14 protein-coding genes are annotated in these 21408 nt (G+C 61.2%); 9 read left to right on the top strand and 5 right to left on the bottom strand.

Going from position 1 to position 21408, the window contains the following annotated elements:
* Positions 1–75: 75 nt before the first annotated feature.
* The 3 genes from ACM6I7_RS03605 to ACM6I7_RS03595 form a co-directional block, all read right to left on the bottom strand.
* Positions 76–3750: a translocation/assembly module TamB domain-containing protein gene (locus tag ACM6I7_RS03605; protein ID WP_414887966.1), complete on the bottom strand. Its 3675-nt coding sequence runs from the start codon at positions 3748–3750 to the stop codon at positions 76–78.
* Positions 3747–5474, bottom strand: coding sequence for an autotransporter assembly complex protein TamA (locus ACM6I7_RS03600; protein ID WP_414887965.1), 1728 nt, complete (start codon positions 5472–5474; stop codon positions 3747–3749). Before ACM6I7_RS03600 ends, ACM6I7_RS03605 begins: the two co-directional genes overlap by 4 nt.
* Positions 5475–5540: 66 nt before the next feature.
* Positions 5541–6191 (bottom strand): GNAT family N-acetyltransferase, encoded by a 651-nt coding sequence (locus ACM6I7_RS03595; RefSeq protein ID WP_007961094.1) that lies wholly within the window; start codon positions 6189–6191, stop codon positions 5541–5543.
* A 304-nt stretch (positions 6192–6495) separates the two neighbouring features.
* Here ACM6I7_RS03595 and xthA point away from each other — a divergent pair, with 304 nt between their 5' ends.
* Together xthA and ACM6I7_RS03585 are read left to right on the top strand one after the other, a co-directional pair.
* Positions 6496–7308 (top strand): exodeoxyribonuclease III, encoded by an 813-nt coding sequence (xthA, locus tag ACM6I7_RS03590; RefSeq protein ID WP_027614628.1) that lies wholly within the window; start codon positions 6496–6498, stop codon positions 7306–7308.
* A gap of 240 nt (positions 7309–7548) precedes the next feature.
* A complete protein-coding gene (locus tag ACM6I7_RS03585; protein ID WP_414887964.1) occupies positions 7549–8883 on the top strand; it encodes a substrate-binding domain-containing protein in 1335 nt (444 codons plus the stop codon).
* A gap of 130 nt (positions 8884–9013) precedes the next feature.
* Here ACM6I7_RS03585 and ACM6I7_RS03580 read toward each other — a convergent pair whose 3' ends face one another.
* Entirely contained in the window at positions 9014–10243 is a 1230-nt protein-coding gene (locus tag ACM6I7_RS03580; protein ID WP_007961105.1) for an acyl-CoA dehydrogenase, read from the bottom strand.
* Positions 10244–10400: 157 nt separating this feature from the next.
* Here ACM6I7_RS03580 and ACM6I7_RS03575 point away from each other — a divergent pair, with 157 nt between their 5' ends.
* The 3 genes from ACM6I7_RS03575 to ACM6I7_RS03565 all read left to right on the top strand — a co-directional run bounded on the left by ACM6I7_RS03575 (position 10401) and on the right by ACM6I7_RS03565 (position 12977).
* Positions 10401–11330: a LysR family transcriptional regulator gene (locus ACM6I7_RS03575; protein WP_027614626.1), complete on the top strand. Its 930-nt coding sequence runs from the start codon at positions 10401–10403 to the stop codon at positions 11328–11330.
* Between the two features lie 197 nt (positions 11331–11527).
* Positions 11528–11929, top strand: coding sequence for a MerR family transcriptional regulator (locus ACM6I7_RS03570; protein WP_027614625.1), 402 nt, complete (start codon positions 11528–11530; stop codon positions 11927–11929).
* Between the two features lie 148 nt (positions 11930–12077).
* Positions 12078–12977 (top strand): hydroxymethylglutaryl-CoA lyase, encoded by a 900-nt coding sequence (locus ACM6I7_RS03565; RefSeq protein WP_414887963.1) that lies wholly within the window; start codon positions 12078–12080, stop codon positions 12975–12977.
* A 666-nt stretch (positions 12978–13643) separates the two neighbouring features.
* Here ACM6I7_RS03565 and ACM6I7_RS03560 read toward each other — a convergent pair.
* On the bottom strand, positions 13644–15341 hold the full coding sequence (locus ACM6I7_RS03560; protein WP_414887962.1) for an AMP-binding protein: 1698 nt from the start codon (positions 15339–15341) through the stop codon (positions 13644–13646).
* A gap of 358 nt (positions 15342–15699) precedes the next feature.
* Between ACM6I7_RS03560 and ACM6I7_RS03555 the strand changes: the two genes are divergently transcribed.
* The 4 genes from ACM6I7_RS03555 to ACM6I7_RS03540 all read left to right on the top strand — a co-directional run bounded on the left by ACM6I7_RS03555 (position 15700) and on the right by ACM6I7_RS03540 (position 21369).
* Complete coding sequence (locus ACM6I7_RS03555) at positions 15700–16863, top strand: isovaleryl-CoA dehydrogenase (protein WP_414887961.1); 1164 nt, start codon at positions 15700–15702, stop codon at positions 16861–16863.
* A gap of 13 nt (positions 16864–16876) precedes the next feature.
* A complete protein-coding gene (locus ACM6I7_RS03550) occupies positions 16877–18484 on the top strand; it encodes a carboxyl transferase domain-containing protein (RefSeq protein ID WP_414887960.1) in 1608 nt (535 codons plus the stop codon).
* A 120-nt stretch (positions 18485–18604) separates the two neighbouring features.
* Complete coding sequence (locus ACM6I7_RS03545; protein ID WP_330206895.1) at positions 18605–19420, top strand: gamma-carboxygeranoyl-CoA hydratase; 816 nt, start codon at positions 18605–18607, stop codon at positions 19418–19420.
* Positions 19420–21369: an acetyl/propionyl/methylcrotonyl-CoA carboxylase subunit alpha gene (locus ACM6I7_RS03540; protein ID WP_414887958.1), complete on the top strand. Its 1950-nt coding sequence runs from the start codon at positions 19420–19422 to the stop codon at positions 21367–21369. Before ACM6I7_RS03545 ends, ACM6I7_RS03540 begins: the two co-directional genes overlap by 1 nt.
* Positions 21370–21408 lie beyond the last annotated feature (39 nt).

Below are 21408 nucleotides of genomic sequence, written 5' to 3'. Positions count from 1 at the left end.
TTGAGGGTTCGGTGAGTCTAATACATCCTGGAAAAACCGGATCGCAGCGTCACGACCCGGCTATTGGCCACGTTCTCAGAAATCGCGCTTGTAGAAGATATCCAGCGAACTGGCGACACCGCTGGCGGCTTCGACATATACCTTCTTGCTCAGCTTGTAACGCAGCGCGATGGTGTTGGCTGGCTCGAACACGCCGACGCCATAACGCAGGCTGAGCTTTTCGGAGATGTTGCCGCTGGCGACCACGCTGGTGGTGTTGCCGCTGCCCTGGGTGTCGAGCTGGAAGTCCTGAATCCCAAGGTCTTTGGCCAGGCCGCTGGTGACCCCGGAACTGCCCATCAAGCCCAGACCCAATGCTGCTTGCGCGAGCATGTTGTTGTCTTCGCCGTTGGTGCTCAGCGGACGTCCCAGTACCAGGTAGGACAACGCCTGCTCCTGACTCATCGCCGGTTCAGAGAAGATTTGCGTGGTCGGTTGCTCGGCGCTGCCGCTCAGGCGGATACCGGCGATCACGTCGTCGGTCTGGCGGATCGCTTCGATGTCCAGATACGGCTGATCGATCGGGCCGGCAAACAGCAGCCGCGCACGACGCACGTTCAGGCGCTGGCCATAGGCGCGGTAACGGCCGTCGTTGAGCCACAGCTCGCCACGGGTGTCCATGTTGTCGCCGATGTGCACGTGACCTTGCAGGTTGGCGGTCAGGCCGAACCCGGCGAAGCTCAGTTTGTCTTCGCCGACCACCACGTCGATGTCCATCTTCATGGCCATCGGCGGTTTACCCTCCTCGGTCTGCGCACCAACGATGATCGTGTCATCGGAGACTTTAACCGTGGAGGGCGGCAGTTCGCGGACGGTGATTTCGCCTCTGGGTACCAGCACTTTGCCGGCAATCTTCAGCTCGTCGCCGGCCATGGAGATTTTCAGATCCGGCGCCACTTCCAGCTTGGCATACGGCTCGACGGTGACCGGCAATTGCGTGCCCTTGAGCGCCAGATCGACTATCAGCGCCTGCCCCCACGCGACGTTGCCATTGAGACTGCCCTGCCCGGTCTTGCCACTTTTCCAGCCGCCGTCCAGACGCACGGACTCGCCGGCAATCACCGCTTGCAGTTGCAGGTCTTTGAGTTCCATCGGCAACTCGGCGCCAGATACTTCGCCGTCGCTGAGTTGCACGGTGCCGTTGACCAGCGGCGCCAGCAGCCCGCCGGAAATCGTGCCGCTGCCGTTCAGGCGCCCGGTCAGTTTCTCGACCATCGGCACAAACGGCCGCGCCACCGACAGGTCCAGCCCGGAGAGACGGAACGAGCCGCTCAGCGGTTTGTTTTTCGGCAGCGGATTGAGCTGTGCCTGCACCATCAATTCGCCGAGCTTGCCGCCGACGAAGTTGAGTTCGGTATCGACGCGCTTCGGTGTGAGTTTGCTGGTGAGCTTCAGGGTCTGGTACGGGAAGTCCAGCCACTGATCCTTTTCCTTCATGCGCAAGGTGCCGCCGCTGGCGTCGACGCTGACCACGCCGTTGGGGCCGCTGGCCGGCAGATCCAGTTGCAGGTCGGCGTTGAGCTTGCCCTGCCAGGCGAAGTCTTTCGGTAGCCATTGTGCGAGGCTTTCAATCGGGAACTGCTTGAGGTGGTAACGCAGTTTCGGCTCCGGCAGCAGGCGCTGATCTTCACCGCACAGACTGGCATTGCCGGACATCCAGCAATGCGCGCCGAAGTTGATCTTGCCGTCAGCCAGACGTTCGAGTCTGGCCGGGCTCTGCAGTTTCCAGTCCTGGCCGCCGGCCTGAATATCGCCGCTGGCCAAACGACCGCGCCAGTTGCCCTTGTCCAGATTGCCGTCCAGGCCAAGGGCCAGTTTCAGCTTCGGCCCGAGCAGGTCGAGGTTGAGTTTCTGGCTCTTGATGTCGCCCTGCGCGCTGGCGGTCAACACACCGAGGTTGGTGTCGCCGGCCTGAATGCCGCTGCCCTTGAGATCGATCTTCGCCCGTTGCGCACTGTCGAGCGTGGCGTCGAGGTTGAGGCTTTGCAGGCGATTGTCCTGAAACGCCAGTTGCGAACCTTGCAGGCCGAGTTTGCCTTGCGGTGCTTTCAGCGTACCGGCAACGTTGACCTGACCCGTGACCTGCCCCCGCAGCTGCGGCCAGAGCTGGGCCAGACGCGTCAGTTTGATGTCGATCTGGCCGGTGAGTTTCTGTTGCAGGCTGCCCTTGCCGCTGATGCTGTTATCGCCGAGGCGGATTTGCAGGGCATTCAGGTTCCACTGCTCACCCGCGCCGTCAGCCTTGGCCTGGAGGATCGCCGGTTGGCCGCGCAGTTTGCCCTTGAGGTCGAGATCGGCGGTGAGGCTCAGGCGTTCGTTCTTCATCTCGCCTTTACTTTTCAGCGGACCGGCCAGCGTGCCCGGCAACTCCGCAACCCAGTACGCCGGGTTCAGCGCAGAGAGATCCAGCGCCGTGTCCCAGGCGATGCCGTCGGCGAACTGCACATTGACATGCCCTTCAGCCTTGCCCTGCCCGGCTTCCATTTTCAATTGCGGCAAGGCGATCTGTTTCAGGCTGCCGCTGAACGGACTGCTCAGGCTGAACGCCCCCGCCGGGCCATCGAGGTCGGCGGCAAAGTTACCGAGGTACTGACCGTCGGTGTAGGAGACTTCGCCGGTGAAGGTGCGCAAGGCGACTTGCGGCTCGTCGATTTCGTTATACAGCCGATGCCACGGGAAATCCTGCCAGTTGATGTTGGCCTGAGCCGTGAGGCCCTTGCTCCAGTCAATGCTGCCGGTGAGCTTGAGGCTTTGCTTATCGTTGGCCGTCAGGTCGAGGCCGGCGATCTGCGCACCGCTGGCATCGACCTTGCCTTTGAGCAGCAGCGCCACCGGGCCTTTATCGGCGGGCAGCGTGGCGTTGCCGTTGAGCTGATAACCGTTTTTCAGGTCACCGTCGCCGGTCAGTACCAATTGATTGAGTTGCAGGGTGTCCGGCAAATCGGCGCTGGGTTTGAACGCCTCGGAGGTGATGCGCACCTTGGCCGGCAGATTTTCCGCCAGCGGTTGCAGTTCGCCGCTCAACTGGCCGTCGAGGTAGCCACGGCTGTCGGCATGCAGGTTGAGGGTTTTCAGCAGATCGCCGTCGACTTTCAACGCCAGCGTCCAGGGGCCTGTGCCTGGGGACGGCAGGCTCAGGTCACCGGCGATGTTCAGCGGCCATTTGCCGGTCGGTTGCAGCAGGCCGGAGAGATTCAGGCTGAGGTCGTCGCGCTGCAGTTTCACGCTGTCGATCTGCAGGCCCTGGGCCGTCCAGTGCGCCGCCAGTTGCAGGCCCTTGAGCTGCTCGCTGCCGTTGAACAACAGGCTGCCGACTTGTACGTCACCGAGTTCGATGGCCACCGGCAGTTGCAGATCCGGCAGTTTGATCGGGCCGCTTTCAGTGGTTTCTTCACTCGGCGGGAATTGCAGAATGACCTGATCGGCCTTGAGCTGTTCGATGCACAAAGTCATGCGGGTCAGGCACAGCGGGGACCAGGCGAAGATTGCCTTGTTCAGCTCGACGCGACTGCTGTCCTGCTGCCACAGCAGATGATCGGCGCTCCATTGGCCACCGAGACGGCCCTGGAAATTCTCCACGCTCAAACCCGGCACCAGGCTCAGCGCCCAACGGCTGCCGGCCTGCGTCCCGAGTACCGCGCTGATGCTCATTACAACCAACAGCACCAGCGCCAACAGCGCCAGTGCCGCTATTTTCAAACCACGCTTCACAGCTCAGGCCCCATGGAAAAGTGCAGCCGGATGCCGCCGTCGTCGTCCAGCGCGTGGGCCAGGTCGAGGCGGATCGGCCCCACCGGCGAGACCCAGCGCACACCGATACCGACCCCGGTCTTGAGGTTCGGCAGTTCGAGTTTGTTGAAGGAGTTGCCCTGGTCGACGAAGGTCGCGACCCGCCATTTCTCGGCAATCGAGTACTGATACTCGACGCTGCCGGCCACCATGTAGCGGCCGCCGATGCGGTCGCCCTTGGAGTTTTCCGGGGACAGGCTCTGGTAGTCGTAACCGCGCACGCTTTGATCGCCGCCGGCGAAGAAACGCAGCGACGGCGGTACCGAGTTGTAACCGTTGGTGGCGCTGCCGCCGACCTGCACCCGACCGAGGAAGCGGTGGTTGTCGAACACCGTGGTCAGGCCCTTGATGAGCGCCGTGCCATATAAAAGGTTGTTGTCCGAGCCAAGGCCTTCTTTCGCCACTTTGCTTTCGAAGGTCAGGCGATAGCCGTTGTGCGGGTCGATGCGGTTGTCGCTTTTCAGGTACGAGTAACTGATGCCGGGCATCAACAAGGTACTCAGGCCGGAGTCGTCGCCAAGTTCATATTCTTCACGCTGCCATTTCAGCGAGATCACTCGCTGCCAGCCGCTGGGCAATTTGCTGTGCCATTCCGGGCCGAAGGTCAGCAGCTTGCTCAGGGTGTCCGAGCCGTCGATGTTTTCAAATTGATAACCACCGGCCCAACGCAGTTTGTCGGTCAGCGGTGGGTCGAGCGGAATGTCGTAGAACAGCCCGACGTTCTGCCGTGGCGCCGACAACTCGGCTTCCCAGCCGTAACTGTCGCCCTGCGGGTTGACCCAGTGGCGCGTCCAGTTGGCCTTGATCCGTGGGCCGACGTCGGTCGAATAACCGAGGCCCAGGCCCATGGTGCGTGGTTTGCGCGTGTCGAGTTTGACGTCTACCGGAATCACATCGTTCTTCGCCGCCGTCGGCGCCGCATCGACGCGCACGCCTTCGAAATAGCCACTCGATTGCAGGTCGCGGTTGAGTTCGGCGATCAGCTCGGAGTCATACGGATCGCCGGCCTTGAACGGCACCATGCGTTGCAGCAGGTCTTCGTCGAACGGCGTATCGCCCTCGAAACTGACTTTGCCCAGCGCATAACGCGGGCCGCTGTCGTAGATCAATTCAACGTCGGCCACCCCGGCACGCGGGTCGACCAAAAGTTTCTGGCTGGTGAAATGGCCACTGAAAAAGCCGAAGCGCGAGGCCTGGTTCTGGATCAGGCGTTTGGCGTCTTCATAACGCCCATGGTTGAGCACCGCGCCGGACTTGAGCGTGTCACTGCTCGGCACACGAAAGGATTTGAGGGAGGCAGCAGGGCCATCGACGCGGATGGTCACATTGCGCAGACGAATCGGCTCGCCGGGATCGATGTTCAGCACCAGGCGCGGCTTGTCGCCGCCCTTCACATCACTTTCGATCTGCGGCTGGTAATAACCCAAGGCCTGCGCAGCTTTGCGCGCCTGCTCCTCGGCCCCGCGACTGAAGCGCAGCAAGGCTTCTTCATCACGATCGCCGAGGCTGCCGATATAGCCTTCTATATTGGCCTTGAGTTCGTCGTTGGACGGTTTGATCCGCACGTCCAATTCACTTTGCGCCAGCGCCGCGCAGCTGGTTAACAGCATGAGCACGCCACTGGTAAATCTTCCTGGAAACTTCATAGGCGCGGATGCTATCACGGGCTTGGGAGCGTGATAGAACAGGAAATTTCCTGAAAAGTTCTATGGCTAAGCAGTTGCAGTTTGTAACACCTGCGGATTGGCGTGAAAAAACACGTGCTCGCGCACCGGGCCGACGGCCACTTCGCCGATCTCTTCGTAGCCCTGGCGTTTATAGAATTCCAGGTAACGCGGGTTGCCGGTGTCGAGCACCACACCTTGCGAGGTTTCGTCCACCGCGCACCAGTTGTGCACGGCGGTCAGCAACTGCTCGCCGAAGTGTTTGCCCTGAAACTGCGGATGAATGCCCAGCAGCGGCAGCATGTGCACCGAGTCGCTGGGCACGCAGGCGGCCACTGCATCGTGATATTCCAGATAACGGCGGGTGCAGCGGAAACCTGTGCTGAGCACCATGCGCAGGCGCCACGCCCAACTTTCGGTGATGCCCAGGCGACGCTGCGGCGGCGCGATCAGAGCAATGCCGATCAGGCGGTCATTGACTAACAGGCCGATGGCCGGCTGATCCTGCAGAAAATGCTGTTTGACCAGTTCGCGCACCGTGGCTCGCACGCGCTGCTCGTACCCCGGCCGCTCGGCCTCGAACAGGTAACCGAAGGTCGGCTCGTGGCGATAGGCCTGATACAGCAGCGATCGGGCTTCGCGCGAGTAACCGCGGTCGAGCATGTGGATGTCGGCGATGGCGGTCTGGGTTTCAGGCATAACGGTGATTCTCCCCCGGGGCGCGGCTCAAATGACTGCGCTCTTGATGGTACGAACCTTTTGCGGGTGGCGCAGTTCCCCACAGGTATAGACCAACTCGGGATCTTCATCGACTGGGCGGCCGCCATCGCGAGCAGGCTCACTCCTACAGGGGGTACGCATTCCAATTGTAGGAGCGAGCCTGCTCGCGATGGCGTCAGCTCGGGCAACCCACATCCCACAGATGAAAATGATTTCTCCCACCCCACACTGGCCCCCATCCCACATGTCAGCTAGCATCGCCCTTTTGCCAGGACTGCCGACCATGAAGATTGTTTCCTTCAACATCAACGGACTGCGCGCCCGTCCGCATCAGCTGGCAGCGCTGATCGAAAAGCATCAGCCGGACGTGATCGGCCTGCAGGAAACCAAGGTCCACGACGACCAGTTCCCGCTGGAAGAAGTGCGCGCGCTGGGCTACCACGTTTATTTCCACGGTCAGAAAGGCCATTACGGCGTCGCCCTGCTGTCGCGCAAAGAACCGATCGCGATCCACAAAGGCTTCGCCAGCGATGAAGAAGACGCGCAGCGCCGCTTTATCTGGGGCACCTTCGCCGACGCCAATGGCGTACCGGTGACCATCATGAACGGCTACTTCCCGCAGGGCGAAAGCCGCGACCACCCGACCAAATTCCCGGCCAAGCAACGCTTCTACAGCGACCTGCAAACCCTGCTGGAAAGCCAGTTCCACAACGAGCAGCCGCTGGTGGTGATGGGCGATGTGAACATTTCCCCGGAGGACTGCGACATCGGCATCGGCCCGGACAACATGAAGCGCTGGTTGAAAACCGGCAAATGCAGCTTCCTGCCGGAAGAGCGCGAGTGGATGGCCCGCCTGAAAAACTGGGGCCTGACCGACAGCTATCGCCACTTGAACCCGGACGTGACCGACATGTTCAGCTGGTTCGACTATCGCAGCCGTGGTTTTGAAGACGAACCGAAACGTGGCCTGCGCATCGACGTGATCCTCGCCTCCCACGGCTTGCTGCCGCGGGTCAAGGATGCGGGCGTGGACTATGAACTGCGCGGCATGGAAAAACCGTCGGATCATGCGCCGATCTGGCTTGAACTGAGCTGATTCACAACGTTTCTCCCTGTACGAGTGAGCCTGTGGTGAGGGGATTTATCCCCGATGGGCTGCGAAGCGGCCCCAGTCGTCTCTAGTAGATCGAAATGAAGATTTTGGGTCGGCTTCGCCAACCATCGGGGATAAATCCCCTCACCACGGACTCACTCCTACATTGGATCACTGTCATGTTTTGGTCATGCGCCTGACTTAATCTCCCCGGCAATCCCCTTGGCTTGATTCGGTGCCGGCATGACCCTGCGTGTTCTGTTCGCTTTTCTGTCGAGTGCATGGCTGACGGTCAGTGCCGCCACCCTGCCCATCCCTGAAAACGGCCCGGCATTGCGCATTCAGGGTTCCAACACCATTGGCGCCGACCTTGGCCCGGCGTTGGTTGAAGGCTTTCTGCAGGACCAGGGCCTGCTGAAAATTCACCGAGAGAACCCCGACGCCGCCAACGAACAACACATCGTCGGCCAGACTGCCCAAGGCAAACGGGTGGTGATTGAAGTCGCCGCCCACGGTTCCAGCACCGGTTTCACTGCGCTGAAAAGCGCCAGTGCCGACCTCGCCGCCTCCTCCCGACCGATCAAGGACAGCGAACTGCTCAGCCTGCAAGCGCTCGGCGACTTGAAAAGCGCCGCCGCCGAGCAGGTGATTGCCATCGACGGCCTGGCGATCATCCTTAACCCCGGCAACCCACTGCAGCAACTAGACACCGAGCAACTGGCGCGGATCTTCGCCGGTGAGGTGAAAACCTGGGAAGACCTCGGCGGTCGCGGCGGCGCGATTCATTTATATGCGCGGGATGATCAGTCCGGCACTTACGACACGTTCAAGGAACTGGTGCTGGGTCGGCGTGGGAAAAGTCTGAGTTCCAGTGCGAAACGCTTCGAATCCAGCGAGCAATTGTCCGACGCGGTGAGCAGTGATCCGCAGGGTATCGGTTTCATCGGTCTACCGTATGTGCGTCAGGCCAAAGCCGTGGCGATTGCCGACGGCGCATCGCAATCGATGTTGCCGCTCAACAGTCTGATTGCCACTGAGGACTATCCGCTGTCGCGGCGCCTGTTCTTTTATCTGCCGCCGGGCAACCAGAATCCGTGGGCATCGGCACTGGTGGCGTTTGCGCAAAGCCCACAGGGCCAGAAGATTGTCGCGGCCAACGGCTTCATCAGCCAGACCGTGCACGCGATGACCGTGACACCGAATGCGCTGATGCCCGAGGGTTATCAATCCCTCAGCCGCCATGCCCAGCGTCTGACGGTGAATTTCCGTTTCGAGGAAGGCAGCGCCAGCCTCGACAACAAGGCGCGGCAGGATCTGGCGCGGGTGCTCGACTATATACAGCGCCACGACAAGACCGAGCGCGCGGTGACGCTGGTGGGGTTTGGCGACGAGAAAGACGATCCGGCCCGCGCCGACCTGCTGTCAAAGCTGCGGGCGATGGCGGTGCGCCGTGAATTGGTGAAGAACGGCGTGGTGATGCGCGAAGTGCGCGGGTTTGGCGCGTTGATGCCGGTGGCGGCGAACAGTGCGGATGAAGGCAGGATCAAGAATCGGCGGTTTGAGGTTTGGGTGTATTGAATCTGATGTTGATGGACTGAATGGGCTGGCCCCTTCGCGAGCAGGCTCGCTCCCGCAGTGATCGCATTCTTCCATTTGGTATGCGGTCTAATGTGGGAGCGAGCCTGCTCGCGAAGCCGGCGACGCGGTCTTAATGACCGCTGCGCAGCATTTCCTTCGGCACGTACTTGCCAATCTCGAACTTGCCGATCGCCGCTCGGTGCACTTCGTCCGGGCCGTCGGCCAGGCGCAGGGTGCGCTGCATGGCGTACATGTAGGCCAGCGGGAAATCGTTGGAGACCCCGGCCCCGCCGTGGATCTGGATCGCCCGGTCGATCACCCGCAGCGCCACGTTCGGCGCGACGACCTTGATCTGCGCGATCTCGCTCTTCGCCACTTTGTTGCCGACGGTGTCCATCATGTACGCCGCTTTCAGGGTCAGCAGGCGCGCCATGTCGATTTCCATCCGCGAGTCAGCGATCTTGTCGACGTTACCGCCCAGACGCGCCAGCGGTTTGCCGAACGCGGTGCGACTCACCGAGCGCTTGCACATCAATTCCAGCGCACGTTCAGCCATGCCGATCGAGCGCATGCAGTGGTGAATCCGCCCTGGGCCGAGGCGACCTTGAGCGATTTCGAAGCCGCGTCCTTCACCGAGCAGGACGTTTTCGTACGGCACGCGCACGTTGTCGAACAGCACTTCGGCGTGGCCGTGCGGTGCATCGTCGTAGCCGAACACCGGCAGCGGACGGACGATTTTCACCCCGGGGGTGTCGACCGGCACGAGGATCATCGAGTGCTGCGCATGGCGCGGTGCGTCGGGGTTGCTCAGGCCCATGAAGATCAGGATCTTGCAGCGCGGATCGCAGGCGCCGGAGGTCCACCATTTCTTGCCGTTGATCACCCACTCGTCGCCATCACGCACGGCGCGGGCGGCCATGTTGGTGGCGTCGGACGAGGCCACGTCAGGCTCGGTCATGGCAAACGCCGAGCGGATCTCGCCGCGCAGCAGCGGTTCGAGCCAGCGCTGTTTCTGCTCTTCGTTGGCGTAGCGCACCAGCACTTCCATGTTGCCGGTGTCCGGCGCCGAGCAGTTGAACGGCTCCGGCCCCAACAAAGAACGGCCCATGATTTCCGCCAGCGGTGCGTATTCAAGGTTGGTCAGGCCGGCGCCGAGTTCCGATTCCGGCAGGAACAGATTCCACAGCCCTTCAGCCTTGGCCTTGGCTTTGAGCTCTTCCATGATCGCGGTCGGCTGCCAGCGATCGCCCTCGGCAACCTGGCGTTCGAACACGGCTTCGGCCGGGTAAACGTATGCGTCCATGAACGCGGTCACGCGCTCACGCAGTTCTTGCACCTTGGGCGAATAAGCGAAATCCATGAGCAATTACCTTCTTTAGGCAGAGGTTGTTCAGATCATGCAATCGATGCTAGAACAGCGCGGATAATTTACCTAGCCTATTCTCGGCGTGTATAAACATTCATCACCGATATATGATCCGCTGATCGTCAGCCCCTAGAACAAGAGAAGCCGCGTTATGAATCTGAGTAAGGTCGACCTCAACCTTTTCATCGTCTTCGACGCGATCTACACCGAAGCCAACCTGACTCGCGCCGGGCAGATTGTCGGGATTACCCAGCCGGCGGTGTCCAACGCGCTGGCGCGGTTGCGCGAGACCTTCAACGATCCGCTGTTCGTGCGCACCGCGCAGGGCATGGTGCCGACACCGATGGCGCAGAACATCATCGGCCCGGTGCGCAACGCGCTGTCGCTGCTGCGGGTGTCAGTGCAGGAGAGCCGGATTTTCAACCCGGCGCAGGCGGTGAAGACTTACCGCATCAGCATGACCGACCTCACTGAGGCGGTGATTCTGCCGCCGCTGTTCCAGCGTTTGCGGCGTCTGGCGCCGACGGTGATCATTGAAAGTTTCCTGTCCAAACGCCGCGAAACCACCAAGGAACTGGCGGCCGGACGCCTGGATTTTGCCGTCGATGCCCCGCTCAACACCGACCCGCAGGTGCGCCACGTCAAGCTGATGGAAGACCGTTACGTCTGTGCAATGCGCAAGGGTCATCCGCTGGCGGGCAAGGAGAAACTGTCGCTGGATGACTATCTGTCGCTGACCCACATCCATATCTCCAGTCGCCGCAGCGGGCTGGGCTATGTGGATCTGGCGCTGGGCAAAATGGGCATTCAGCGCAAGATCGCCCTGCGCTCGCAGCATTATCTGATGGCGTCGCAGGTCATGCAGCAGACCGACATGGTGATGACGGTACCCGAGCGCTTTGCCCGGCGTAACGACTTGCATGCGTTCAACCTGCCGGTCAACGACGTGCCGCCGCTGGAGACTCACCTGTATTGGCATGAGAGCACCGACCAGGATCCGGCCAATCGCTGGATGCGCGAGCAGATCATCGAGTTGTGCCAGCAGGTGGCAGCGCAGGAGAAGAAGCTCGACAAAGTGTAAGGCTGGCAACCGCGTTATCGTTCTTCGCGAGCAGGCTCGCTCCCACATTCGATCGCGCTTCTTCAGATGACATGCAATCAACTGTGGGAGCGAGCCTGCTCGCGAAGAGGCCATCCCTCACACCATACATCTTGAACCTTGACGTAAACGTCAACTCGCCATTAGCTTAGCGCCAAGACCTTTTTCCGAGCGCTTTCATGAGCAGCCAGACCTACAGCATTTCCGACCTCGCCCGCGAGCTGGACATCACCACCCGGGCGATCCGCTTTTATGAAGAACAAGGCCTGCTCAGCCCTGAGCGCCGTGGCCAGGAACGCATCTACTCGCCGCGCGACAAGGTCAGCCTGAAGCTGATCCTGCGTGGCAAGCGCATCGGTTTCTCCCTGGCCGAATGCCGTGAGCTGATCGAGCTCTATGACCCGTCCAGCGGTAACACCAAACAGCTCAACAGCATGCTGGCAAAAATCGGCGAGCGCCGCGAACAGCTCGAGCAGCAGTTGCTCGACATCGAACAGATGAAGCTGGAACTCGATACCGCTGAAGAACGCTGCGTGCAGGCGTTGGAGCAGACGCTGAAGAGCCAGCAGATAGCGCAGTAATCAGCCACAACTCATTCCCTGTGGGAGCGGGCTTGCTCGCGAAGGCGGAGTGTCAGGCGACAAATTTTGTATCTGATACACCGCCTTCGCGAGCAAGCCCGCTCCCACAGGGACCTCATGTAATTCCGAAAATGAGCAGGTCAATCCCATGTCCCTCCCCTCCCAAGTACGCCTGATCGAAGTCGGCCCGCGCGATGGCCTGCAGAACGAAGCCCAACCGATCAGCGTGGCTGACAAGGTGCAACTGGTCGACGCCCTGAGCGCCGCCGGCCTTGGTTATATCGAAGTCGGCAGTTTTGTCTCGCCGAAATGGGTGCCGCAGATGGCCGGATCCGCCGAAGTGTTTGCGCAGATCCAGCGCAAACCCGGCGTGACCTACGGTGCACTGGCGCCGAACCTGCGCGGTTTTGAAGATGCACTGGCGGCCGGTGTGAAAGAAGTCGCGGTGTTCGCTGCGGCGTCCGAGGCGTTCTCGCAGCGCAACATCAATTGCTCGATCAGCGAAAGTCTGGCGCGCTTCGCACCGATCATGGAGGCCGCGAAACAGCACGGCGTTACCGTGCGCGGTTACGTGTCCTGCGTGCTCGGTTGCCCTTATGAAGGCGAGGTCGCACCGGAACAAGTGGCGATGGTCGCCCGCGAGTTGTATGCGATGGGCTGCTACGAAGTGTCCCTTGGCGACACCATCGGCACCGGCACTGCCGGCGCAACCCGTCGGTTATTCGACGTGGTCTCGGCGCAAGTCCCACGGGAAAAACTGGCTGGACACTTCCACGACACCTACGGCCAGGCGATGGCCAACATCTATGCCAGCCTGCTGGAAGGCATCGCGGTGTTCGACAGCTCTATCGCCGGCCTCGGCGGCTGCCCGTACGCCAAAGGCGCGAGCGGTAACGTCGCCACCGAAGACGTGGTGTACCTGCTCAATGGTCTGGGCATCGAGACCGGCATCGACCTGGACGCCCTGATTGCGGCGGGTCAACAGATCAGCGCGGTGCTCGGTCGCCCGAGCGGTTCGCGCGTGGCCAAGGCCCGTAACGCCCAGTGAGGGTGAAGGTGTTACCGCTGTGTCGGAAACGTAGGCGTGGTCGAGTAACACGGAAACAAATTGTCTGGTTTGCCCAGAAGGAAAAATCCTTCAAAAATCTCAAATCATTGATTTAAAAGGATTTTAAAAAGTTGGCACGGCTTCTGCTATCTCTATGGCATAACAAGAATAAAAAGCAGCAAACCAATAAAAATAAGACGTACCGACTCTGACATAACAAAAACAACACGGCAGAGACGCAGCTAACAGATTTTTTTGGAGAAGGTGTGCTTTTCAGGGTGCTCTCAGGAGTGACCCGCAACCGGGCAGAGAACAATAAAACTACCTTCAGGTAGCTCCCGAATCGGTTGGATCGTTTAACGAGAAAGCAGATCAGCGCTCAAAAAAATACGTTTGCTCTTGACCCCGGATGGGGGTCGCCAAAAACAGCGGTAAAGGGCCACGGTTGCCAAAAACAACAACAGACCGCCCCTCAATAATAAAAAAAGAGCACGCGACGACAAAATTAAAGGGGAGCCTCGGCTCCCCTTTGTGCTTTCTGTGATTTCTTAATTCCCCCAAATCCCTGTGGGAGCTGGCTTGCCAGCGATTGCGGTAGATCATTCAACATTGATGCTGGCTGACCCGACGCCATCGCTGGCAAGCCAGCTCCCACATTGTTTGTGTTCACCGCTCGACTGTCTTCAGCTCCTCGATACTGATCTCACGCATCCGAAACTTCTGGATCTTGCCCGTCACCGTCATCGGAAACTCTTCGACGAACTTGAAGTAACGCGGCGTCTTGAAGTGCGCGATGCGCTCCTTGCACCAGGTTTGCAATTCCAGTTCGGAGGCGCTGTGACCGGGGTGGAACTTGATCCAGGCGACAATCTCCTCACCGTAACGCGAGCACGGGATGCCGATCACCTGCACGTCCGCCACCGCCGGGTGGGTGAAGAAAAATTCTTCCAGCTCACGCGGGTAAATGTTCTCGCCGCCGCGAATGATCATGTCTTTGTTGCGCCCGGCGATGTTCACGTACCCCTCATCGTTCATACTCGCCAGATCGCCGGTGTGCATCCAGCCGGCCTCGTCGATGGCTTCGGCCGTGGCTTGCGGGTTGCTCCAGTAACCGAGCATCACACTGTAACCGCGGGTGCACAGCTCACCGATAGTGCCGCGCGGCACCAGGTTGCCCGCCTCGTCGATGATTTTGTTTTCCAGTTGCGGCTGGGTGCGGCCGACGGTGGTGACGCGCAGTTCAAGTTCATCGTTGGGTCCGGTCTGCAGCGACACCGGACTGGTCTCGGTCATGCCGTAGGCAATCTGCACTTCGCTCATGTGCATCTCGCTGATGACCCGGCGCATTACCTCGATCGGGCAAGTGGCGCCGGCCATGATCCCGGTGCGCAGGGTCGACAGGTCGAACTCGGCCCGCTGCGGCTGATCGAGCATGGCGATGAACATGGTCGGCACACCGTACAGGCCGGTGGCTTGTTCTTCGGCGACAGTTTGCAGGGTCAGCAGCGGGTCGAACGCGTCGTTGGGATAAATCATGGTGCTGGCGTGGGTGATGCAGCCGAGGTTGCCCATGACCATGCCGAAGCAGTGATACAGCGGCACGGGGATCACCAGGCGGTCGCTCGGGGTCAGGCCGATGCTTTCGCCGACCATGTAACCGTTGTTGAGGATGTTGTAGTGACTGAGGGTCGCGCCCTTGGGGAAACCGGTGGTGCCGGAGGTGTACTGGATGTTCACCGGTTGATCGAAGTGCAGACTGTCGCTGCGTTCACGCAGTTGTTCGGGCGAAACACTGCTCGCCAGATCGGCCAGTTGCAACCACGGCAGGAAGCCCGACGGTGGCTGTGCGTCGAGGCTGATCACCCCGCGCAAATCCGCCAGACGTTCGCTGCACAAATGGCCGATGGATTGCTCGGCGAGTTCCGGTACCAGCCCTTGCAGCATGGCGTGGTAGTTGGAGGACTTGAAAGCGCCGGCGCACACCAGCCACTGGCAACCGGACTGCTTGAGCACGTATTCCAGTTCGGAGCTGCGGTAGGCCGGGTTGATGTTGACCAGGATCACGCCGATCTTCGCCGTGGCGATTTGCGTGATGCACCACTGCGCGCAGTTCGGCGCCCAGATGCCGAGCCGATCTCCCGCCTGCAAACCCAGCGCCAGCAAGGCTCTGGCGTGCAGGTCGACGCTATCGGCCAGTTGCTGCCAGGTATAACGCAACTGCTGATGCCTTACGACCAGCGCCTCGCCGTACGGGTGTTGCGCGACAGTCTGATCGAACTTCTGCCCGATGGTCATCGCCAGCAAGGCTTTGTCCTGTGAGCCACGGGTGTAGCTGCGCTGCGGGTTTGCACTGGGTTGATCCATGATGACCCCTATTGTCTTTATTAGTGGGTTTACCGGGATTTTGCTCTTGGCGGGAGTCAACTGTGGCGAGGGGATTCATCCCCGATGGTGTGCGAAGCGCACCCTCAGTTTTTCCTGTTGAACCGCATTCACAGGTTTTGGGTCGGCTTCGCCAACCATCGGGGATAAATCCCCTCACCACACAAGCCCGCTCCCACCAAAAGCACTCCGTTTTCAATCCTGAACTGCCCCTACTCTCGCTCAAGTTGACGTTAACGTAAAGGGTGATTGACAGCCAACCATCGCAGGCTTACGTTAACGTAAAGGTGAGAGCCATTGACCGCCCTCCCCACCCTACAAAAAAGCCAAAAGGTGACCCATGAGCTACCCATCCCTGAACTTCGCCCTCGGTGAAACCATCGACATGCTGCGCGATCAGGTTCAGTCCTTCGTCGCCGATCAGATTGCCCCACGCGCCGCGCAGATCGACCGCGACAACATGTTCCCGGCCGACATGTGGCGCAAATTCGGTGACATGGGCCTGCTCGGCATCACCGTGCCGGAAGAGTACGGCGGTGCGGGTCTGGGTTACCTGGCGCACGTGGTGGCGATGGAAGAAATCAGCCGCGGCTCGGCTTCCGTGGCGCTGTCCTACGGCGCGCACTCCAATCTCTGCGTCAACCAGATCAACCGCAACGGCAACCACGAACAGAAATCCAAATACCTGCCGAAGCTGATCAGCGGCGAACACGTCGGCGCCCTCGCCATGAGCGAGCCGAACGCCGGCTCCGACGTGGTTTCGATGAAACTGCGCGCCGACAAACGCGGCGACCGCTTCGTGCTCAATGGCAGCAAGACCTGGATCACCAACGGCCCCGACGCCAACACCTACGTGATCTATGCCAAGACCGACCTGGAAAAAGGCCCGCACGGCATCACCGCGTTCATCGTCGAGCGCGACTGGAAAGGCTTCAGCCGCAGCAACAAGTTCGACAAGCTCGGCATGCGCGGTTCCAACACCTGCGAGCTGTTCTTCGATGACGTCGAAGTGCCGGAAGAAAACATCCTCGGTGTGCTCAATGGCGGCGTGAAAGTGCTGATGAGTGGCCTCGATTATGAACGCGTGGTGCTGTCCGGCGGCCCGACCGGGATCATGCAGTCGTGCATGGACCTGATCGTGCCGTACATCCACGATCGCAAGCAGTTCGGCCAGAGCATTGGCGAATTCCAGCTGATCCAGGGCAAAGTCGCCGACATGTACACCCAGCTCAACGCCAGCCGCGCCTACCTGTATGCGGTGGCCCAGGCCTGCGAGCGTGGCGAAACCACGCGCAAGGACGCCGCCGGAGTGATCCTCTACACCGCCGAGCGCGCCACGCAAATGGCCCTCGACGCGATCCAGATTCTCGGCGGTAACGGCTACATAAACGAATTCCCGGCCGGGCGTCTGCTGCGTGATGCCAAGCTTTACGAAATCGGCGCCGGCACCAGTGAGATCCGGCGCATGCTGATCGGCCGCGAACTGTTCAACGAAACCCGCTAAAACGGAGCTGCACATGGCTATCCTGCATACCCAGCTCAATCCCCGTTCAGCGGAGTTCGCCGCCAATAGCGCGGCGATGCTTGAACAGGTCGACGCGCTGCACACCCTGCTCGCCCAAGTGGCGCAGGGCGGCGGCGCGAAAGCCCAGGAACGACATACCTCGCGCGGTAAATTGCTACCGCGTGAACGCATCAATCGCTTGCTCGATCCGGGCTCGCCTTTTCTGGAAATCAGCCAGCTCGCCGCCCACGCAGTGTATGGCGAAGACGTGCCAGCCGCCGGGGTGATCGCCGGGATCGGCCGGGTCGAAGGCGTCGAATGCATGATTGTCGCCAACGACGCGACGGTGAAGGGCGGCTCGTACTACCCGCTGACCGTGAAAAAACACCTGCGCGCGCAGACCATTGCCCTACAGAACCGCCTGCCGTGCATCTATCTGGTGGACTCGGGTGGCGCCAACCTGCCTCGTCAGGACGAGGTGTTCCCGGATCGCGAACACTTCGGGCGGATCTTCTTCAACCAGGCCAACATGAGCGCCATGGGCATCCCGCAGATCGCGGTGGTCATGGGCTCATGCACCGCTGGCGGCGCGTACGTGCCGGCGATGGCGGACGAAGCGATCATGGTGCGCAATCAGGCAACGATTTTCCTCGCCGGCCCACCGCTGGTGAAAGCCGCGACCGGTGAAGTGGTCAGCGCTGAAGACCTCGGCGGTGCCGATGTGCACTGCAAGATTTCCGGCGTGGCCGACCATTACGCCGAGAGCGACGAACACGCCCTCGCCCTCGCCCGCCGCAGCGTTGCCAACCTCAACTGGCGCAAGCTCGGCGAGTTGCAGCAACGCACGCCGATCGCGCCGCTGTATGCCAGCGACGAGTTATACGGTGTGGTTTCCGCAGACGCCAAACAGCCGTTCGATGTGCGCGAAGTCATTGCGCGGCTGGTCGACGGTTCGGTGTTCGATGAATTCAAGGCATTGTTCGGCACCACGCTGGTTTGCGGTTTTGCGCACTTGCATGGCTACCCGATCGCGATCCTCGCCAACAACGGCATCCTTTTCGCCGAAGCCGCGCAAAAAGGCGCGCACTTCATCGAACTGGCCTGCCAGCGCGGCATTCCGCTGCTGTTCCTGCAGAACATCACCGGGTTCATGGTCGGCCAGAAATACGAGGCCGGCGGCATCGCCAAGCACGGCGCCAAACTGGTGACCGCCGTGGCCTGCGCCAAAGTGCCGAAATTCACCGTGATCATCGGCGGCAGCTTCGGCGCCGGTAACTACGGCATGTGCGGCCGCGCTTACGATCCGCGCTTCCTGTGGATGTGGCCGAATGCGCGCATCGGCGTGATGGGTGCCGAGCAGGCGGCGGGCGTGCTGGTGCAGGTCAAGCGCGAGCAGGCCGAACGCAGCGGCCAAGCCTTCAGCGCCGCGCAGGAAGCCGAGATCAAGCAACCGATCCTCGATCAGTACGAAGAGCAGGGTCATCCCTACTATTCCAGCGCACGGCTGTGGGACGACGGCGTCATCGACCCGGCGCAGACCCGCGATGTGCTGGCCTTGGCCTTGTCCGCGTCGTTGAACGCGCCTATCGAACCGAGCCGCTTCGGCGTGTTCCGGATGTGATGCTTTTTTTGTGGGAGCGAGCCTGCTCGCGAAGACGGTCTGTCAGCTCCGGATACTTCGACTGATACACCGCTTTCGCGAGCAGGCTCGCTCCCACAAGAACCGTGGAGACGGAAGAATATGAGCGACTTCAACACCCTCGAACTGCAGAGCGACCCAAGGGGTTTCGCCACCCTGTGGCTCAATCGTGCGGAAAAGAACAACGCGTTCAACGCCGAAATGATCCGCGAACTGATCCTCGCACTGGACAAGGTTGCCAGCGACGCCAGCCTGCGTTTCCTGTTGGTGCGCGGGCGTGGCAAGCATTTCAGCGCCGGCGCCGATCTGGCGTGGATGCAGCAATCGGCCGAACTCGATTACCACACCAACCTGGACGATGCCCGCGAACTGGCGGAGCTGATGTACAACCTCGCCAAGCTGAAAATCCCGACCGTGGCCGTGGTGCAGGGCGCGGCGTTCGGCGGCGCGCTGGGGCTGATCAGTTGCTGCGACATGGCGATTGGCGCCGATGACGCGCAATTCTGTCTGTCGGAAGTGCGCATCGGCCTGGCACCGGCAGTGATCAGTCCGTTCGTGGTGCAGGCCATCGGCGAACGTGCCGCGCGTCGTTATGCGCTGACTGCCGAGCGCTTCGGCGGGCAGCGTGCGCGAGAAATCGGTTTGTTGTCCGACAGCTACCCGGCCGCCGAGCTTGATCAAGCCGTCGAGCAATGGATCGACAACCTGCTGCTCAACAGTCCGGCCGCGATGCGCGCCAGCAAGGATCTGTTGCGCGAAGTCGGTAACGGCGCGCTGACCCCGGCGCTGCGCCGCTACACCGAAAACGCCATCGCGCGCATCCGCGTCAGCCCTGAAGGCCAGGAAGGCTTGCGCGCCTTTCTGCAAAAACGTGCGCCAAGCTGGCAAGCCGCAACCACCACTAAGGAGCCGCGTTGATGAGCGCACCTGTTCTCACCACCCTGCTGGTGGCCAACCGTGGCGAAATCGCTTGCCGGGTCATGCGTACCGCCAAGGCGCTGGGCCTGACCACCGTCGCCGTGCACAGTGCCACCGACCGCGAAGCGCGGCACAGCCGGGAGGCGGATATCCGCGTTGATCTCGGGGGCAGCAAAGCCGCCGACAGTTATCTGCAAATCGACAAGCTGATCGCGGCGGCCAAGGCCAGCGGCGCGCAGGCGATTCACCCGGGGTACGGTTTCCTGTCGGAGAATGCCGGCTTCGCCCGTGCCATTGAACAGGCCGGGCTGATTTTCCTCGGCCCGCCCGCTTCGGCCATCGACGCGATGGGCAGCAAATCCGCAGCCAAGGCGCTGATGGAGACCGCCGGTGTGCCGCTGGTGCCGGGCTATCACGGCGAGGCGCAGGATCTCGAAACCTTCCGCGATGCCTGCGCACGCATTGGCTATCCGGTGCTGCTCAAGGCCACGGCCGGTGGCGGCGGCAAAGGTATGAAAGTGGTTGAGGACGTCAGCCAACTGGCCGAAGCGCTGGCCTCGGCGCAGCGTGAGGCGCAGTCGTCGTTCGGCGATTCGCGGATGCTGGTGGAGAAATACCTGCTCAAACCACGCCATGTGGAAATTCAGGTGTTCGCCGATCAGCATGGCAACTGCCTGTACCTCAACGAGCGTGATTGCTCGATCCAGCGCCGGCACCAGAAGGTCGTCGAAGAAGCCCCGGCCCCGGGCCTGACCCCGGAACTGCGCCGCGCCATGGGCGAAGCGGCCGTGCGTTCGGCGCAGGCGATCGGTTACGTCGGTGCCGGCACCGTGGAATTTCTGCTCGATGCGCGTGGCGAATTCTTCTTCATGGAGATGAACACGCGCTTGCAGGTCGAGCACCCGGTCACCGAAGCGATCACTGGCCTCGATCTGGTGGCGTGGCAGATTCTTGTGGCGCGCGGTGAAGCGCTGCCGATCACCCAGGATCAGGTGCCGCTCAATGGCCATGCGATTGAAGTGCGCCTGTATGCCGAAGATCCGTCGAATGATTTCCTTCCGGCTACCGGTCGCCTGGATTTGTACCGTGAATCGGCAGGAGGACCTGGGCGTCGGGTGGACAGCGGGGTTGCAGAAGGCGATGAAATTTCGCCGTTCTACGACCCGATGCTCGGTAAGCTGATCGCCTGGGGCGAGGATCGCGAGCAGGCGCGCCTACGGCTGTTGAGCATGCTTGATGAGTTCGCGATTGGCGGCTTGAAGACCAACATCAACTTCCTGCGGCGGATCATCGCGCATCCCGCGTTTGCTGCGGCGGAGCTGGATACCGGGTTTATTCCGCGTTATCAGGAAACGCTGCTGCCCGCTCCGGGTGAGCTGAGCGATGAGTTCTGGCAGACCGCAGCGCAGGCTTTCGCGCAGAGTCTGCCGGGCGCTGTTCGGGCGGATGACCTGGGTTCGCCGTGGGCGTTGAACAGCGGGTTGCGCGCAGGGTTGCCGGCGGAAGTCACCTTGCACTTGAGCTGCGAAGGTCAGGATCGGGCGTTGACCTTGGGCAGCACCGACAACGCCAAACTGTCGGATGAAGCATTGGTCGTCGAGCACGATGGCGTACGCCGAACCTTGCGTGCCATTCGTCAGGGCGATTCGCTGTACCTGCAATGGGACGGCGAGTTGCGGCGCATTCAGACCTACGACCCGATCAGCGCCGTCGACGCCAGCCACAGCCATCAGGGCGGTCTGACTGCGCCCATGAACGGCAGCATCGTGCGGGTGTTGGTGGAGGCCGGGCAATCGGTCGAGGCCGGTGCGCAACTGGTGGTGCTGGAGGCGATGAAGATGGAGCACAGCATTCGCGCGCCCCATGCGGGAGTGATCAAAGCGCTGTATTGCCAGGAAGGCGAAATGGTCGGCGAAGGCAGCGCTTTGGTGGAACTGGAAGCCGAGTAAATGGGAGATCGATCCTACGCCGAGCGAGGATCGATCTGA

Source organism: Pseudomonas sp. IT-93MI4, assembly GCF_949767635.1.
GTDB classification, from domain to species: Bacteria; Pseudomonadota; Gammaproteobacteria; order Pseudomonadales; family Pseudomonadaceae; genus Aquipseudomonas; species Aquipseudomonas putida_A.
This window is presented reverse-complemented; position numbering and strand designations above follow the sequence as displayed.